The organism is Microaerobacter geothermalis (assembly GCF_021608135.1).
In the GTDB taxonomy this organism is placed as follows: domain Bacteria; phylum Bacillota; class Bacilli; order DSM-22679; family DSM-22679; genus Microaerobacter; species Microaerobacter geothermalis.
The window spans coordinates 1-17,475 of record NZ_JAKIHL010000024.1 but is presented as its reverse complement, the minus strand read 5'-3'; the positions used below and the strand labels follow the sequence as shown (position 1 = coordinate 17,475).

Below are 17,475 nucleotides of genomic sequence, written 5' to 3'. Positions count from 1 at the left end.
TAAATCATAAAGATTTTATTATAATAAGTCAATCTAAAGAATTCACGATATTACTAACAAAGACAATGAACAGAATTTAATAGCTACACGAGGAAAGTTCGAAAAAACGCAAACCAAATGATTGCAACAAGTTGGATAAGACATTAAAATGAACGTGATGTTTAAGAAAACGTTTGCACGAATTGATAACAGAGTACAGAATCCAACGGAAGAGGTGAGGAGAAATTGGTACCGGTTTTTCAACATGGAAAGAAAGCGCTTACATTGGTTATCCTACTAAGTTTGTTAGTAGCGGGGTGCAACTTTCAGCAAGAAAAACAGCGGGTGTCCGAGTGGCCGAATGCCGTTTTCTATGAAATTTTTGTAAGGGCCTTCTATGATTCAAACGGGGATGGAATTGGTGATCTGAAAGGGGTTATTGCCAAGCTGGATTATTTGCAAGAACTCGGCGTCGAGGGAATTTGGCTTATGCCGATCAATCCCTCCCCCAGTTATCACAAGTATGACGTAATCAATTATTATGATATCGATCCGGAATATGGAACACTAGAAGACATGAAAATACTTGTTGCCGAAGCAAAAAAGCGTGACATTAAAATCATAATAGATTTGGTAGTGAACCATACAAGCAATCAGAATCCATGGTTTCAGGAAGCGATCAAGGATGAAAACAGTCCCTACCGCGATTGGTATATTTGGGCAGATGAAAAGACAAACTTACTGGAACGAGGAGATTGGAATCAACAGCTCTGGTATGGTTTAGGAAAGAACAAATATTACAGTACATTCTGGGAAGGAATGCCAGATTTAAACTATGATAATCCGGATGTACGAGCGGAAATAATCAAAATTGGGAAGTTCTGGCTGCAAGAAGTAGGTGTCGAGGGATTCCGTTTAGATGCTGCAAAATATATATATCCCGATCAAGAAAAAGAGAAAAATTATGCCTGGTGGAAAGAATTCCGTAAAGCGATGCAGACGGTAAAGGAAGATGTATTCCTTGTCGGTGAAGTATGGGATACAGCAACAGTGACCGCACCTTACTTGCAAGACGATGGCCTCAATTCGACCTTTAATTTTGATTTAGCCGAAAGAATTGTGAGAGCTGTTCAGCAGGGAAAAGATACTGGCATCGTTTCGGGTTTAAAAAGGATGCGAGAATATTTCAAAAAAATGGACGAAAATTACGTCGATTCAATCTTTCTTACCAATCATGATCAGAATCGCGTAATGAGTCTATTTAAAGGAGACGTAAACAAGGCGAGAATGGCTGCTGCCATACTGCTTACATTGCCTGGATCGCCATTTCTTTATTATGGAGAAGAGATTGGTATGCAGGGGATGAAACCGGATGAATATATCCGAGAACCATTTGTTTGGTCTACAGATAAAAAAGAGGGTGAAAGTCGATGGATCGTATCCAAATACAACAGAGAGAGGGAAAAGATCGCCCTCGAAACTCAAATTGAAGAGGAAAACTCATTGTATCAGTATTATAAAAAACTAATTCAGGTGCGTAGGTCTAGCGATATCTTAGTTTTGGGGGAAATTGAACGTTCCAAGGTGAATGAAATCGGAATTGTTGCCTTCAAACGGGTTTTAGGTAATCAATCCCTTCTTGTGTTACATAACCTAAGCGGTGTAACAAAAACTTTTTCACTACCGGAAGACGAGTCGGTCTATAAGAAGAAATTCTTTACCAGTGACAAAGGCTCAGCAGATAAATTAAATCGTATCGTGGAAATGCAGCCCTACAGTACGCTGATTTTAGCTCAGTAATCAAGAGGGATAGTAGACTAAATATCGAAATATCGTACGAAGAACCAATAGGAGTAATGCTATGCGTTTGCGCAAAATTTAAAAAAAGAAAGAAAAAAGAGATTGTTTTTTTGCCCATAACATATTAAAATGGAAACAAATACCTTATGAAAACCCTTTCAGATAGAGGTTAAATTTTTTAGCTAATGTGCAAACGTTTGCTCAACACCAGGGCGGAATAAGGTACGAAATTTTTAACAAAAAAGGAGAGGGGATCAAATGAGACACAAAAAACTGGTAGTCATAGCAGCTGTTTTAGTGCTGCTCATGAGTGTACTCGTGGCTTGTGCGAAACCTCCGCAACAAGCTGGGGGGAATCTAGTGGAGAGTGAGACATCGGGCACTGGAATTGATTCGGCAACAGGAGCTGAATCGGAACTAAAACCTGAAGACGGTGCAGAACTTATAGTTTGGAGTAACGGTGACGCTGAAAGTGAATGGGCAAGGTATGTGTCGGAAGAGTTCACGAAGAAATACGGAGTGCCAGTTACCGTTGAAGAAGTTGGACACACCGATGCGCCTGGCAAGCTACAAACCGATGGACCTGCAGGGCTAGGGGCTGATGTATTTTTGGGAGCCCATGACCATACCGGAAACATGGAGGCAGCTGGTTTAATTCTTGAGAATTTCTATCCCGATGAGTACAAAGAGAGATTCATGGAGAATGTCATCCAAGGTGTTTCGGCAAATGATACGCTCTATGGCTATCCTGTTTCCATTGAGACCTATGCCCTTTACTACAACAAAGATTTGGTAAAACAAGTACCTGAAACATGGGAAGAGCTGATTGAGCAATCCAAAGCATTTAATGATCTCAAGTCTGAAGATAAAAAATTTGGTTTTATGATGGAACCCGGAAACTTCTATTTTACGTATGCCTTTCTGGGCGGATATGGAGGTTACATCTTCGGTAATAACAATACTGATCCATCCGATCTTGGCTTAAACAACGAAGGTGCCTTAAAAGCCGGTGAGTTTATGAAGCGTCTGCAAAATGAAATTCTCCCGCTGAAAGTGGAAGATGTTACTTACGACGTAAAAGGTCAATTTTTTAAAGAAGGAAAGCTGATGTTTGATATGAACGGTCCTTGGGCCCTTAAGGATTATCGGGATGCTGGCGTCAACTTTGGGGTTATCCCACTACCAAAATTGGATAATGGAAAAAATCCGACTAGTTTCATGGGAATTAAGGCTTACTACGTAAATGCGTATACCAAGTATCCAAATGCAGCAACCTTATATGCGAAATTTTCAACCAGTGAGGAAATGCTGTTCAAACGCTATGAAATGACAGGTCAAATTCCGGCGACGAAATCGGCACTTAACAATGAAATGATTAAACAAGATGAAGTTGGTCGTGCATTCTTAGAGCAAGCTTTAGTTGCGGTACCGATGCCAAACATCCCACAAATGCAAACCGTTTGGGGACCGATGGGCCAGGCATTTAATGCCATCTGGAATGGCCAGGCTGAACCCAAAGCAGCATTAGATTCAGCTGTTCAACAAATTACGGATGCGATTCAGACTTTTAAATAATTACAATTAAGAATAAAATACAGGCCAGTACCTTACGGTATTGGCTTGTGTTCCATATAAAGGATTTTTTATATGAAAGAGGGAAAAGTGATGAAATCAAAAGCGAAAGTCGGCGCGCTTCTTTCATTGCTGTTTATGGGTTTGGGACAACTATACCATCGGCAGTTTGCAAAAGGAATATTTTTGCTTTTGCTGGAAGCCTACGTGCTCATCTTTTGGTCTCTCCCGTTCCAATGGGCGATGTGGGGACTTACAACGCTTGGGGAAACCCCGCAAATCCGCAAAGCTGGTAGAATCGTTTATCCTGGGGATCACTCCATCTTCTTAATGATCGAGGGGATCATCTATCTTATAGCGTTCTTGCTTTTTATATGGATCTACTATTTAAACATTCGCGATGCGTACAAAACAGGAAAGATAAGGGATGAGGGCGGAGTTCCTAACAATATTAAACAAACTTTGAGAAATATTTGGGAAAACGGTTTTCCCTACGTGATGCTTACTCCAGCGGTTCTTTTTACCGCATTTTTAACAATTCTGCCTTTAATTTTTGGGATAGCCATTGCTTTTACCAACTATTCTGGCCCCAATTATTTGCCACCGAAAAATTTGGTTGATTGGGTTGGCTTTAAGAGCTTTGTTGATTTGTTTCAGCTCAAAACATGGAGTAGAACTTTTTATGGCGTTTTTATCTGGACATTTATTTGGGCGATAATCTCCACGATTTCGATTTATTTTGTCGGCATGTTATTTGCCTCCTTACTGGGTCACCGAAAGATCCGTTTTAAACGGTTTTGGCGGGCAATTTTTATTCTACCATGGGCGGTGCCTGGATTTATCTCTACATTGATCATGCGCAATATTTTTAACGGGGAGTTTGGTCCTTTAAATAAGTATTTGCAAGTGATCGGATTTGATCCGATTCCGTGGTTTTCCGATCCCTTCTGGGCGAAGATGACTTTATTCATGGTGAATCTATGGCTCGGGTTTCCTTTCTGGATGTTGTTGATGTCTGGTGTCATGACCTCAATTGACAAAGAGTTGTATGAGGCGGCAGAAGTAGATGGGGCAACTGCTTGGCAAAAATTTTGGAAAATTATGTTCCCAATTGTAGTTTTTTCAACTACACCGCTTTTGATTATGGGTTTTGCCGGAAACTTTAACAATTTCGGGCTGATTTACTTCTTAACCTCAGGCGGACCTGTCAACCCGGATTATACTTATGCAGGGTCAACAGATATTCTCATTACCTGGCTTTATAAACTAACCCTAGAACAGAATAAGTTTAACATCGCCTCTGTGGTATCAATCCTCATCTTTATTGTTGTGGCAGCCCTATCAATTTACAATTTCAGAAGAACGAGAGCCTTCAGAGAGGAGGATATGATGTCACAATGAGTATCAAAAAGTTTCACATGAATATGGTATGGAGAGAGCGAATCACGCTCTTGATCATCTATACCATTTTAACCGCCACGGCGATCGCCATTATTTATCCTGTTTTGTGGGTAATCATGGGTTCCTTAAATCCAGGGGATACCTTAAGTGCAACCAAGCTTCTCCCTGATAAACTGACCTTTAAGCACTTTGAACGGCTATGGAGTGGGACCGAGTATGTCTTATGGTATAAGAATACATTGTTTATTGCCTTCTGGAATATGATCCTGTCTACGTTTCTTGTTGTTACGGCAGCATACGCCTTCTCAAGGTACCGCTTCCCCGGCAGAAGGCAAGGATTGATGGCGATGCTTGTTCTGCAAATGTTTCCGGGGTTTATGGGGATGATTGCGATCTATATCTTGTTGCTACAGCTTAACTTGTTAGACAACCATTGGGGCTTAATCCTTGTTTATGCAGGGGGTTCGATCCCGTTTGGAGCCTGGCTGGTAAAGGGATATTTTGATGCTTTGCCCAGAAGTTTGGAGGAAGCGGCTAAACTGGATGGTGCCGGAAATTTGACGATTTTCTTCAAAGTGATGATGCCTTTGTCGAAACCGATTCTCGTGTTTGTCGCGGTAAGCAACTTCATCGGCCCATGGATGGATTTCATTTTTGCACGCTTGGTTCTTCGTTCAGATGAGAAGAAGACACTTGCGGTTGGCTTATTCGAGATGGTTACGGGACGGGGAAATACGGAGTTCACCACCTTTGCTGCAGGGGCCGTACTTGTTGCCGTACCGATCACGATCCTCTTTCTGCTTTTCCAGAAACATTTGGTTGAAGGTTTAAAAGCGGGCGCGAACAAGGGCTGATTCAATCCTCTAATGAATCGGAATCTGATTGAATGTCAGTTGCAAATGAATAAATGATATCTTTCTATAGGAGGAAAAGAAATCTATGCATTTGGAGGCTATCTATCACGACGCTTTTGGTTCATATGCCTTTCCTTTGGATCGGCAAAGATTAAAGGTTAGATTACGGGCAAAAAAGGGAGATCTGCAAAAAGTAGAGGTGGTACATGGCGATCGTTATACATCTTATGAAACAGGGAAAGAGCAAATCGTGGTCTTAGAGAAAGTAGGCTCTACTGATCTTCACGATTATTTTGAAGCGGTGCTTAAGACGGAAACCGGAAGACTGCGCTATGTCTTTTACCTAAGCGATGGAGAAAAGGGAATCTGGTATGGAGAGAGGGGGTTTGCTGAATCCTTTTTCACGTGTCAGCCATTCCAATATGCCTATATTACTGAACAGGATTTATTTGAAATTCCGGAGTGGGTGGATGGAAGCATTGTTTATCAAATATTCCCGGAACGGTTTGCTAACGGCAACCCGGATAATGATCCGGAAGGTGTGTTGCCTTGGGGCGGAGAACCAAAATGGAACAACTTCTTCGGAGGTGATATACAGGGGATTATCCAAAACTTGGATTATCTAGCCGATTTGGGAATCAATGTGATTTACTTAACGCCGATTTTTGAATCTCCCTCTAATCATAAATACAATACAACCGATTATTATCGAATCGATCCCCATTTTGGGGACCTGGAAGACGTAAAAGAGATGGTGGCGAAAGCTCATAAATTAGGCATCCGCGTTATTTTTGATGCAGTCTTCAACCATTGCGGATACGACTTTTTTGCTTTCCAGGATGTCGTGGAAAAGGGTAAGAAATCTCCTTATTGGGACTGGTTTTTTGTTGAAGATGAACCGGTGATAACAGAACCTCGTCCCAACTATGAAACATTTGCCTGCAACGTTTGGGAGATGCCTAAATTAAACACAAAAAATCCCAAAGTGAAGAAGTATTTGCTCGATGTGGCCCGTTACTGGATTGAAGAAGCGGATATCGACGGCTGGCGCCTCGATGTTTCTAATGAGGTGGATCACGTATTCTGGCGCGAATTCCGCCAAGTGGTGAAAGGAGCCAAAGCCGACGCGCTGATTATCGGCGAAGTTTGGCATAATGCCAATCCATGGCTGCAAGGGGATCAATACGATTCGGTGATGAATTACCTCTTCCGCGATGCGATGCTCGAATTCTTCGCCAAGCAATCCATCGGGGTGGAAAAATTTAATGCTCTCTTGATTCAGGCACAAATGTGTTATAAAGACCAGGCTAACCGCGGCATGTTCAATCTCATTGACAGCCATGATACGGAGCGGTTCTTGACCACTTGTGATGAGAAAGAAGAGCGAATGCGCCTTGCGGTATTATTCCAGATGGCTTATCCGGGCATGCCGATGATCTATTACGGCGATGAAATCGGAATGAAGGGCAAAAACGATCCGGACTGCCGTCGCACCTTTATCTGGAAAGAAGAAGAACAGAATCAGGAGATGCTGAATTGGTATAAAAAATGCATTCAAATTCGCAAATCGTTGCCGGCACTCACCAAAGGAAATTACCGCACCTGGGTGATCCGTCCTACGGGCAATATTTTTGGGATCATGCGCGGAACTGATACAGACCAACCTGTAGGAGTATTGATTAATAATAGCTCTTTGCAGCAAGAATTGACTGTTCCCGTATTATGGAAGCAGAGCGACCGTTTGCAAGACTTGATCAGCGGAGAAACGTATCCACTTAAGAATCAGGAGATTCGACTCGTATTAAAACCATATCAAGGGGTATTGCTCGTCTAATGTTTAGATTTCATTTTTTGATTCACGTAAATAATAATAGATTGAAGTCATGAGAGAGGAACGAACATCATGAAGAAGAAATGGTGGAAAGAAGCGGTTGTCTACCAAATCTATCTGAGGAGTTTTATGGATAGTAATGGGGATGGTATTGGAGATTTGCACGGCGTTATCTCTAAGCTGGATTATCTAAAAGAATTGGGTATCGATGTGATCTGGATTTGTCCGATGTATAAGTCGCCTAATGACGATAATGGCTATGATATCTCTGATTATCAAGAAATTATGGATGAGTTCGGAACCATGGAAGATTTTGATCGTCTGCTTGCGGAAGTTCACGCCCGCGGGATGAAGTTGATCCTAGACTTAGTCGTGAATCATACGAGTGATGAGCATCCATGGTTTATCGAGTCACGTTCGTCTAAAGAGAGTCCCAAACGGGATTGGTATATTTGGAGGGACGGGAAAGACGGGCGTGAACCGAATAACTGGGAAAGCATCTTCAGTGGTTCTGCCTGGGAATATGACGAAGGGACTGGCCAATATTACTTGCACATCTTTTCACGCAAGCAGCCCGATTTAAACTGGGAAAATCGGGAGGTTCGCGAGGAGATTTATAAAATGATCAACTGGTGGCTAGATAAAGGAATCGATGGATTCCGCGTGGATGCCATAAGCCATATCAAAAAGCTACCGGGCTTGCCTGATCTACCCAATCCCAAAGGACTTCCCTATGTTCCCTCGTTTGAAGGCCATATGAATCGCGAGGGGATTCAGGAATTCTTGGCTGAGTTAAAAGAAAGAACCTTTGCCCACTACGACATCATGACCGTCGGCGAAGCAAACGGAGTAAAGATAGAACAAGCCGATGAATGGGTAGGGGAAGAGAACGGAAAATTTAATATGATATTTCAGTTTGAACATTTGAGGCTTTGGGACAAAGGACCAAACCAAACGGTGGACGTGCTCGGACTAAAGAGGACATTAGCCAAGTGGCAAAAAGGTCTCGAAAATGTCGGCTGGAATGCACTATTTTTTGAGAATCACGATCAACCGCGTTCGGTCTCTACCTGGGGCAATGATCAGGAATTCCATGTACAAAGTGCCAAAATGCTTGGCGCGTGTTACTTTTTCATGCAGGGAACTCCTTACATTTACCAGGGACAGGAGATTGGTATGACCAATGTGAAGTTTAACTCCATCGAGGAATACAATGATGTCGGAATGAAAAATTATTACAGAATTGAGCGCGAAAAGGGAAACTCCCATGAGAAGATTATGCAGGTGATCTGGGAGCGAGGCCGAGATAATTCGAGAACGCCGATGCAGTGGTCGGACAGAGAGAATGGTGGATTTACCACCGGAAAACCCTGGTTAGGCGTAAATCCCAACTATACGGAAATCAATGTAGAAAAGCAACTAAATGATCCGGATTCGATCCTGAATTTCTATAAAAAAATGATACAATTGCGGAAAAATCACGAGATATTCGTTTACGGCCAATTTGATCTCATTATGGAAAAGCATAAGGAGATTTTTGCCTATACAAGAACTTTAAGTGGGCAAAAAGCACTGGTGATTTGCAATTTTGGGCAGAAACAACCGATTTTTAAACTGCCTGCTGAGCTCGCCGCTGAAGGCTGGCAATTATTGCTTGCTAACTATGAGGTAAAAGGGCAGAAAACATTAAATCATTTTAAGTTAAAGCCATATGAAACAAGGGTATATTTGCTTGGATAATTTACCTTTCGAAAGTAGCCATCCTGGGGTGGTATTTCATTCACTGGCTGCTTGTGTGAACGTTAGGGTATACGAATCATTTTCATGAAATCATCGTGGAGGTTTAAAATGAAAAAGGCATGGTGGAAAGAGGCGGTTGTATATCAAATCTATCCCCGCAGTTTTATGGACAGCAATGGGGATGGCATAGGCGATATAAAAGGCATCACTTCCAAGCTCGACTATCTCAAGGAACTAGGGATCGAGGTGATTTGGCTCTCACCGGTATATCAGTCACCGAATGATGACAATGGATACGACATCAGTGATTATCGGGATATTATGACCGAATTCGGAACAATGGAAGATTTTGAGGAGATGTTGGCCGAAGCGCATCGACGGAGCATCAAGATTATGATGGATCTCGTAGTTAACCATTCTTCCGACGAACATATTTGGTTTATTGAGTCCCGCTCGTCTAAGGAAAGTCCGTATCGTGATTACTATATCTGGCGTCCGGGCAAAGATGGTAGGGAGCCTAATAATTGGGGCGCTTGCTTTGGTGGATCTGCCTGGGAATACGATGAACATACGGGAGAATATTATCTTCACCTATTTAGTAAGAAGCAACCCGATCTGAATTGGGAAAATCCGCAGCTTCGTCGGGAAATCTACGATATGATGACCTGGTGGTTGGATAAAGGAGTCGACGGGTTCCGCATGGATGTAATTAATCTTATTTCCAAAGTGGAAGAATTGCCGGATGGTAATGTGCATAAGGGACATAAGTATGGCGATGGCAGTCCATACTTCTTAAATGGTCCCAAAATTCATGATTACCTTCAAGAAATGCGCCGTGAAGTTCTTTCTAAATATGACACCATTACCGTAGGGGAAATGCCTGGCGTCGATGTGGAGCAGGCGAAGCTATACACTGGAGCGAATCGTAAAGAACTGAATATGGTGTTCCATTTTGAACATGTGTCTTTAGGTGATGGCCAATTCGGAAAGTGGAGCCCTGGTTCATGGAAATTATCCGATTTAAAGAAAGTTTTTGCCCGCTGGCAATATGGATTGATGGAAGACGGTTGGAACAGCCTTTATTGGAGTAACCACGATCAACCGAGAGCGGTTTCCCGATTCGGAAATGACAGCAAGTCGTATCGTGAAATTTCGGCTAAGATGCTCGCCACTTGTTTGCACATGCATCAAGGAACCCCTTATATTTACCAGGGGGAAGAAATCGGAATGACCAATGTTGCCTTTGATTCACTCGAAGATTATCGTGATATTGAAACCTTGAATGCTTATCGTGAATATGTAGGGGATGGCAGAATTTCGCATGGGGATATGATGCGTGCCATTCATGAGCGCGGACGAGATAATGCGCGCACCCCGATGCAGTGGTCTGATGAGGACAACGCAGGATTTACTACAGGAACTCCTTGGATACGTGTCAATCCAAATTATGTCCAAATCAATGTGAAACGAGCGATGGCTGATCCAAATTCGATTTTCAATTACTATAAGAAACTGATTCAATTGCGTAAACAATATGACATAATTGTTTATGGAAAATACCACTTACTCATACCGGACCATGAACAGATTTATGCGTTTACTCGTACGCTTGGCCATGAAAAATTGTTGGTGATCTGTAATTTCTCGCAGGAGACCCCCGTTCTGGAACTGCCCGTTGAGTTAACCGATGTGAAAAAAGAAATACTCATCAGCAACTACGATGTAACTGGGGAGGGGCCCTTTAAGGAAATCTATCTACGTCCCTATGAAGCAAGAGTTTACCTTCTATAGATGATTGCATCAAACATTCAGATCCAGAATATCACATTCGCCGGATGCTCTGCCGTAGCTATTTTTTCTCTTGACTTTTTGGCAAAAAAATGTATTCTAGATCTAGAATGTTTTTTTACATGCGTGGGACATTTATTGTATATACGGGACAAAAAAAGTCCTAATTTGGGATTGATCCATATAAGTTCCCTTAAGTGGAGGTTATTCACTTGAACAAGACCATCTTTATCCTTCAGAAGATACATCCCGATTTGCTCCAGATTATGATGAAAAGACATGGAATTTTGCGATATATTCGTCTGCTTCAGCCTGTGGGACGCAGAGTATTGGCTTCCTATCTTAAAACCACGGAAAGAATATTGCGCGGAGAAGTCGAACTGCTTAAGGAGCAGAATTTAATTTTAATCGAGCCAGTTGGAATGTCTTTAACAGGAGAAGGGAATCGTATTTTACAGGAGCTTGATTTGATCATAAGGGACTTTGCGGAGCAATCTCCTTTAGAAAAACATGTAAAAGAACTTTTTCAGTTGGATGATGTCTTCATCATTCCAGGAAATTCCGATGTTGACGAACTGGTAAAGAAGGAAATGGGTCGAATCGTTGCCCAGAAATTGAATAAATCGGTTCAGTCGGGTGATATCGTCGCGGTAACCGGAGGAACCAGTATCGCCATGGTTGCGGAAATGATGCAGACATCTCAGTTATATAAAGATGTATGGTTCGTTCCAGCAAGGGGCGGGTTGGGTGAGAAGATGGAATTTCAGGCCAATACCTTGGCTTCCATCATGGCTGCGAAAACAGGGGGATCCTATCGTCTATTGCATGTTCCTGACCGTTTAAGCGAAACATCTTACCAATCATTAGTCATGGAGCCAGAAGTGCAAGAAATTCTTCATCTCATTAAAAGTTCCAAAGTAATCGTTCATGGAATTGGAGAGGCTCTAAAGATGGCGAAGAAACGGCAAGCAGATGAGGAAGTGATTAAACTGTTAAAGGAAAGAAAGGCGGTCGGTGAAGCTTTTGGTTATTATTTCAATCTTCAAGGAGAAATCACATACAAGATGCCGACCATTGGCCTGAGAATGGAAGATGTCAAGAATGCGGAAACCGTTATTGCTGTGGCTGGGGGCAGTTCAAAGGCCGAAGCAATTTACTCCGTAATTCAGCAGAACCTGAGACATATTCTTGTCACGGATCAGGCAGCGGCAGAAGCTTTAGTTCAGTTACATCAGAATATCAATGCAAGATAGAGGAAAATTACTTCAGGAGTTTAGTTGAACTTATCCACTTGCGGACGTGAAATTTTTAGTTCCATCGGGAATCTTAGTGACACTTGGTAAATTTTGCGATGTTATTTAAAGAAAGGGAGGAAGGAATGTATGATTAAAGTAGCAATTAATGGATTTGGTCGAATTGGAAGGAACGTATTTCGGGCGGCAATCAACTCCAGTGAATTGGAAATCGTCGCAGTAAATGATTTAACTGATGCGAAAATGTTAGCTCATTTATTGAAGTATGACTCTGTTCATGGGACCTTTAATGCAGAGGTTAAATCCGGAGAAAACGAAATCATTGTGAATGGAAAATCGGTCAAGGTGCTGGCTGAAAGGGATCCTTCGCAACTACCCTGGAAACAAATGGGGATCGATATCGTAGTCGAATCTACAGGTCGATTTACAAAAAGGGAAGATGCTTCTAAACATTTGCAGGCAGGGGCAAAAAAAGTGATCATTTCTGCCCCGGCAACAAATGAGGATATCACCATCGTTATGGGTGTTAATGAAGACCGGTATGATCCGGAAAGTCATCATATTATTTCAAATGCATCCTGCACAACAAACTGCCTGGCCCCTTTTACCAAAGTATTGCATGAAGCTTTCGGAATCAAACGGGGACTTATGACTACCGTTCATGCATATACCAATGACCAGCAAATTTTGGATCTTCCCCATAAGGATTATCGCAGGGCAAGGGCAGCCGGGATGTCCATCATCCCAACGACTACTGGAGCAGCTAGGGCTGTTGCCCTTGTGTTGCCTGAATTAAAGGGGAAATTAAATGGATTTGCCATGAGAGTCCCTGTTCCCAATGTTTCAGTTGTTGATTTAGTTGCAGAACTGGAGAAACCTGCAACCGTTGAAAGTATCAATGCTACATTAAAGGAAGCGGCTGAGAATCAGTTAAAAGGAATTTTGGGTTACAGCGAGGAACCTTTGGTTTCAAGGGATTATTCCGGTGATCCAAGATCTTCAATTATTGATGCGCTATCAACAATGGTTCTGGAAGATAACTTGGTAAAAATTGTCTCCTGGTACGACAATGAATGGGGATACTCCAATCGGGTGGTTGATTTGGCCCGGTATATCGGAAAAAAACTTTAGTGACCTTGACTATAGATATGGCATTAAAGATTCACACGTCCGCTAGTCGAGTTCGAGGGAGAAGTGATTCATGTCCACTTCGAGGCTAAAGAACGGAGCATTCTAAAACATCCGTCCATACCATAGCAAAAAAAAGGATGCCTAGTGAACCCAGGCATCCTTCTCTTTATTCCTTTCTATACTTGCTTCAACAATCTCGATCACACTTTCCTTGTCAAGTGACTGTAGTCCATATTTTAGAACAATAAAGGACTCTAATTCATCTGGTGTCAACAATGGGTAAAGCTCAGGCGAAAATGTTAATACAATGGTTGAAAGTTTAACGGTTTCCACTAGCACCACCCCATCAATCGTTATTTTCGATTCGATAAAGCAACTTGCTAACGAAAAAGCCTGGCCTATGGAATTGACACTTGCATGATATATTTTCAGTATAACATAAAATAAACCGTAATTGTAGTTATAATACTAGAGATTTACACGTCATCTTGTCGAGTTCGGCAAAGATGTGATTCATGTCCGCTTCATTCGATACATGGACATGTCTGCCACAGATACTAATTGATCCAGGTCATTTCCATCATCGGGGAAAATGGAGCAACCCCACGAGAAGGAAATGGGTTCCGATATGGTTGATAAGAAACGGTGGGTAAACTGCTTTTGCAGAGAGTCTATCTGTCGTTTGATCATAGACATGTCATCTCCCCCTGTATCCGGTAAAAATAGATAAAATTCATCTCCGCCAACTCTGGAAACTATATTGGGATAGGGAAAATGGTCCTGCAAAAGATGCCCAAAGGTTTCAATAACTTGATCACCCATCACATGTCCGTATTTATCGTTAATCAGTTTAAAATTGTTCAGATCAATTACAAGAATATAACCGCGGCAGTTAGATGTTATTTTTACATTTGCCTGTTCAAAAAAATATCTACGGTTGAACAGCCCTGTTAATCCGTCTACATTAGCCAAGTAATGAAGTTTTTGCTGGTAATGGAAAGTTGCTAGAGCCGAAGAGGCATAATGAGCCATAATTTTTAGCATATCCTTATAATATTTTTTCATATGACTCCTATTGTCCTTGTACCCAATGATAATCGTTCCAAGAAACTGGCGAGATTCCACCAGACCCATGGCAAAAAAAGTTTCAAAACCCAATGTTTTTACAAATGGCAAGAAGGTGGATGGGAAACGGGATAAGTCCCTAGAATCAAAGTGAATCGGTTCACCGCTCATTAATTCATCGATAATTTGTGAAGATAAAGAAGTGGTGATATTCCACATGTTATCCTCTATCGGGTAATGCCTCAGTTTGATGGATTTTACTTTTACCACTTTTTCCTGTTCATCGGTAGTCCGAATCATCAACAGATCACTGTCAAAGAGCCTCATGGCGGATTCGGCGATGACATTCACAATTTCCTGTTCGCTATGATTTTTAGAAAAATGCGACTAATGTTTGCATAGGTTTGAAGGGCTTGTAAATGTTTCCTTTCTTCTTCCCTGCGCTCAGCCTGGAAAAGAAGAATACTGGCTAAAGTAGCAAAGCTTTGCAATTCATTTACCATGCCTTGCTGAAAATATCGGGGTTCTTCAGAATAAGCGGAAAGAATCCCAAAGACTTGATCTCCAAAATCCAAGGGGAGTGTTGCCATGCTTCTTATCCCTTGCCCGCCTACGAGATCTCTCCATGGTCTGTATTCTTCTTCTGTCAGCAGGTCATTTAGAATAATCGGTTTCTTTTCCCGATAGGCCTTTCCCCAAGATCCATTTCCATAGGGGTGCCCCTCCAAGGGGGATACTTTTATTTTTGATGCGGTCACCTTTAATCTATCCAACAGCCCCCGATCATTTCCGGCGATCACCTTAATTTCAAACCACTCCCCTTTAGGAATGGCTAGGATTACGGCTACAGAACTGGTCAGGGTCTGAGCATATCTGGTGATATCCGCTAATAACTGGTCTGTCTTTTCAGCAGTCACAAGCTGAATCAGTATACTCCAAAGATTTCTTGCCATATCGGATTGATGTTTAGGAAGGATGGACCTCCAGGAATGGATCACATCAAGGCTTCGCCGTTGAATGGTTCGAAGGAAAATACCGAATATATCAGAATAGGATCTTCCAATACGCATCTGATTTTCCATATTCATTTTGGCAGAGCGGTAAGCAAAGGTTAACGTTCCGCAGAGGTTGTCCTTAAACACAACAGGGATATCAAAAAAAGAGAAATACCCCTTATTCTTTACATACCTGCTGATTTGAAATGGAGAATGATTAACATCAGGTACAGTAAGAATAGATGTATATAAATTTCTTCCTGTTTCCCACGGCAGAACTGTTCGGTCAGGAGATGAGGGTTCATTGGTGGCTATTAAAGTAAATGAATTCGTTTTTTCGCAGTATACCCATAATCCAACCCAATCTGCTTTAACAGTTTCTTGTGAGGTTTTACATAATTGTTGAAAAAGATGATGATCACTTTCCAATAGTGTTGAATCGGCCCAATGGAAGGATTTGTCTGATTGATATATAATGTCAGTATCTTTAACAACATAGGCGGGACGTTCTTTTTTTGAACTGGGTATTTCAAAAGAAAACATATTCAAAAGGTTTGGTGGAGAGGGTTTTCCAAGAATATATCCTTGAATCCCGCTGATCCCCAGGGAAAGGAGCTCATGGATATACTGCTCATTCTCTACACCCTCTGCAACAACGGATGCGCCAAACTTTTTAGCCCACCTTGTTAATGACCGAATAAAATCAATTTGAGATAAATCGGCAGTTAGGTCATGGATCAACCACTTATCCAACTTAATGAAATCTGGCTTTAACCGGGAAAAAGCATTCAAACTAAACTTTCCCTGGCCAAAGTCGTCGATGGCAACCAGTCCTTTCTTTTTTTTCCATCGATGAACGAAGGGAATGATTTCTTCTATGGAACCTTCCATTTGCTCCGAGAGTTCGATGCAAATTCGGTAAATTCCAAACTTCTCTATTTTTCCTTTTACTTTTGAAGAATTTAAATGTTTTAGGCCGTCGGTGGTGGAAATATTGACAAATAATAGGCTGTCATTTGGAAGATCTTTTGCTCCATCAAAAGCAGATTCCAAAAGGTGACAGTCTAATTTTCCTATCCATCCTTCTAATTTAGCTTTCATGATCCAGGGATAAATGGATTCTACATTAATAGTTGAAGTCATAACTCTTCCCAATGCTTCAAATCCCACTTTTTGATTTTCGTAAAAGAGAATGGGTTGGTAGTATGTTGTGATCTTCGTCATAATCTGTGAAAACATCCAAGTTCTCCTCCTTTACAAGATTAAATTCTACATGTTCTCTAAAAAAACCTTCGAATAGTTCAAATTATTCCAGAAAAATAGGAAAAAATAAATGATATATAGACGGAATTAAAGAATTCACTAAGGATTACTTTCGAGTTCGAGTGTAGCGGAGAGGCTAAAGAACGGGAATTAGCCCTCAAACTGACTCCACCATTGAAATACCCAGATGTTTTTGAGGGCTCCGTTCTTTAGACTTGAAGCGGACGTGGATCACTTCTTGACGAACTCGACAAGCGGACGTGTGAATCTTTAATTCCACATCTATATATTGAAGTTGTGACAAATGTCACGTTTCCCTATTTAACACTATGTTAAACTTATTTCGAATAATGAAGGAGGATGATCCAAATGGCAGAAATTCAATTCGCAGCCCGTGTAGATGCCAGGGAATATGAACCAAGGGATAAACACCGGGTGATCTTTGAAACCTTCGATGCATTAGAGGTTGGTACTACCATGGAACTTTTAAATGATCATGATCCTAGGCCATTACAGTATCAATTTATGATGGAAAGAGAAGGCGCTTTTTCCTGGGAGTATCTGGAGCAGGGGCCGGAGGTTTGGCGAGTCGCCATAGGAAAAGTGAAATAGTCAGATTTACGTACTTGTTTTGGGGGGAGTGATGATTATCACATTCTCCTCTTTTTTTAGCTATTAGACATCCATGCCGCTGACGCGGCACCATCAGATGATGAAAATAAGCAATATGCGATATAATGGACTTGCGGCTGGCGAGGGAGGTCGCTTAATCTTGGTGCTTACAAGCCCGTTTATTAGACAGA

Annotated in this window: 13 protein-coding genes; 10 read left to right on the top strand and 3 right to left on the bottom strand. The window is 41.7% G+C overall.

The window, feature by feature from the left end; all coding sequences use genetic code 11:
* Positions 1 to 225: 225 nt before the first annotated feature.
* The 9 genes from L1765_RS09915 (at position 226) to L1765_RS09875 (ending at position 13,349) form a co-directional block, all read left to right on the top strand.
* Positions 226 to 1,779 (top strand): alpha-amylase family glycosyl hydrolase, encoded by a 1,554-nt coding sequence (locus L1765_RS09915; protein ID WP_236406790.1) that lies wholly within the window; start codon positions 226 to 228, stop codon positions 1,777 to 1,779.
* Between the two features lie 258 nt (positions 1,780 to 2,037).
* Positions 2,038 to 3,354 carry a sugar ABC transporter substrate-binding protein gene (locus L1765_RS09910; protein ID WP_236406788.1) on the top strand — a complete coding sequence of 439 codons (1,317 nt, stop codon included), beginning with the start codon at positions 2,038 to 2,040 and terminating at the stop codon, positions 3,352 to 3,354.
* A 90-nt stretch (positions 3,355 to 3,444) separates the two neighbouring features.
* On the top strand, positions 3,445 to 4,752 hold the full coding sequence (locus L1765_RS09905; RefSeq protein ID WP_236406784.1) for a carbohydrate ABC transporter permease: 1,308 nt from the start codon (positions 3,445 to 3,447) through the stop codon (positions 4,750 to 4,752).
* A 17-nt stretch (positions 4,753 to 4,769) separates the two neighbouring features.
* The gene (locus L1765_RS09900) at positions 4,770 to 5,606 is read left to right on the top strand and encodes a sugar ABC transporter permease (RefSeq protein ID WP_236406848.1); all 837 of its coding nucleotides are present in this window, start codon (positions 4,770 to 4,772) and stop codon (positions 5,604 to 5,606) included.
* Positions 5,607 to 5,691: 85 nt separating this feature from the next.
* A complete protein-coding gene (locus tag L1765_RS09895; protein WP_236406783.1) occupies positions 5,692 to 7,440 on the top strand; it encodes a glycoside hydrolase family 13 protein in 1,749 nt (582 codons plus the stop codon).
* A gap of 69 nt (positions 7,441 to 7,509) precedes the next feature.
* On the top strand, positions 7,510 to 9,177 hold the full coding sequence (locus L1765_RS09890) for a glycoside hydrolase family 13 protein (protein ID WP_236406778.1): 1,668 nt from the start codon (positions 7,510 to 7,512) through the stop codon (positions 9,175 to 9,177).
* 108 nt (positions 9,178 to 9,285) lie between these two features.
* A complete protein-coding gene (locus tag L1765_RS09885) occupies positions 9,286 to 10,968 on the top strand; it encodes a glycoside hydrolase family 13 protein (RefSeq protein ID WP_236406777.1) in 1,683 nt (560 codons plus the stop codon).
* Positions 10,969 to 11,177: 209 nt separating this feature from the next.
* A complete protein-coding gene (locus tag L1765_RS09880; RefSeq protein ID WP_236406774.1) occupies positions 11,178 to 12,218 on the top strand; it encodes a sugar-binding transcriptional regulator in 1,041 nt (346 codons plus the stop codon).
* A 129-nt stretch (positions 12,219 to 12,347) separates the two neighbouring features.
* Entirely contained in the window at positions 12,348 to 13,349 is a 1,002-nt protein-coding gene (locus L1765_RS09875; RefSeq protein ID WP_236406770.1) for an ArsJ-associated glyceraldehyde-3-phosphate dehydrogenase, read from the top strand.
* A gap of 141 nt (positions 13,350 to 13,490) precedes the next feature.
* Here L1765_RS09875 and L1765_RS09870 read toward each other — a convergent pair whose 3' ends face one another.
* From L1765_RS09870 to L1765_RS09860, 3 genes are all read right to left on the bottom strand, one after another.
* Positions 13,491 to 13,682: a hypothetical protein gene (locus L1765_RS09870; protein WP_236406767.1), complete on the bottom strand. Its 192-nt coding sequence runs from the start codon at positions 13,680 to 13,682 to the stop codon at positions 13,491 to 13,493.
* 180 nt (positions 13,683 to 13,862) lie between these two features.
* Positions 13,863 to 14,741 (bottom strand): GGDEF domain-containing protein, encoded by an 879-nt coding sequence (locus L1765_RS09865; protein WP_236406766.1) that lies wholly within the window; start codon positions 14,739 to 14,741, stop codon positions 13,863 to 13,865.
* A 20-nt stretch (positions 14,742 to 14,761) separates the two neighbouring features.
* Complete coding sequence (locus tag L1765_RS09860) at positions 14,762 to 16,648, bottom strand: EAL domain-containing protein (protein ID WP_236406764.1); 1,887 nt, start codon at positions 16,646 to 16,648, stop codon at positions 14,762 to 14,764.
* A gap of 393 nt (positions 16,649 to 17,041) precedes the next feature.
* Between L1765_RS09860 and L1765_RS09855 the strand changes: the two genes are divergently transcribed.
* Positions 17,042 to 17,284: a DUF2249 domain-containing protein gene (locus L1765_RS09855; RefSeq protein WP_236406762.1), complete on the top strand. Its 243-nt coding sequence runs from the start codon at positions 17,042 to 17,044 to the stop codon at positions 17,282 to 17,284.
* The last annotated feature ends 191 nt before the right edge of the window (positions 17,285 to 17,475 follow it).

Bases quoted from the DNA above. Each gene is read 5' to 3' on its own strand.
- L1765_RS09855 (WP_236406762.1), top strand. From the start codon at position 17,042: ATGGCAGAAATTCAATTCGCAGCCCGTGTAGATGCCAGGGAATATGAA.
- L1765_RS09875 (WP_236406770.1), top strand. From the start codon at position 12,348: ATGATTAAAGTAGCAATTAATGGATTTGGTCGAATTGGAAGGAACGTA.
- L1765_RS09900 (WP_236406848.1), top strand. From the start codon at position 4,770: ATGAATATGGTATGGAGAGAGCGAATCACGCTCTTGATCATCTATACC.
- L1765_RS09895 (WP_236406783.1), top strand. From the start codon at position 5,692: ATGCATTTGGAGGCTATCTATCACGACGCTTTTGGTTCATATGCCTTT.
- L1765_RS09865 (WP_236406766.1), bottom strand. From the start codon at position 14,741: ATGAGGCTCTTTGACAGTGATCTGTTGATGATTCGGACTACCGATGAA.
- L1765_RS09885 (WP_236406777.1), top strand. From the start codon at position 9,286: ATGAAAAAGGCATGGTGGAAAGAGGCGGTTGTATATCAAATCTATCCC.
- L1765_RS09910 (WP_236406788.1), top strand. From the start codon at position 2,038: ATGAGACACAAAAAACTGGTAGTCATAGCAGCTGTTTTAGTGCTGCTC.
- L1765_RS09890 (WP_236406778.1), top strand. From the start codon at position 7,510: ATGAAGAAGAAATGGTGGAAAGAAGCGGTTGTCTACCAAATCTATCTG.
- L1765_RS09905 (WP_236406784.1), top strand. From the start codon at position 3,445: ATGAAATCAAAAGCGAAAGTCGGCGCGCTTCTTTCATTGCTGTTTATG.
- L1765_RS09860 (WP_236406764.1), bottom strand. From the start codon at position 16,648: ATGTTTTCACAGATTATGACGAAGATCACAACATACTACCAACCCATT.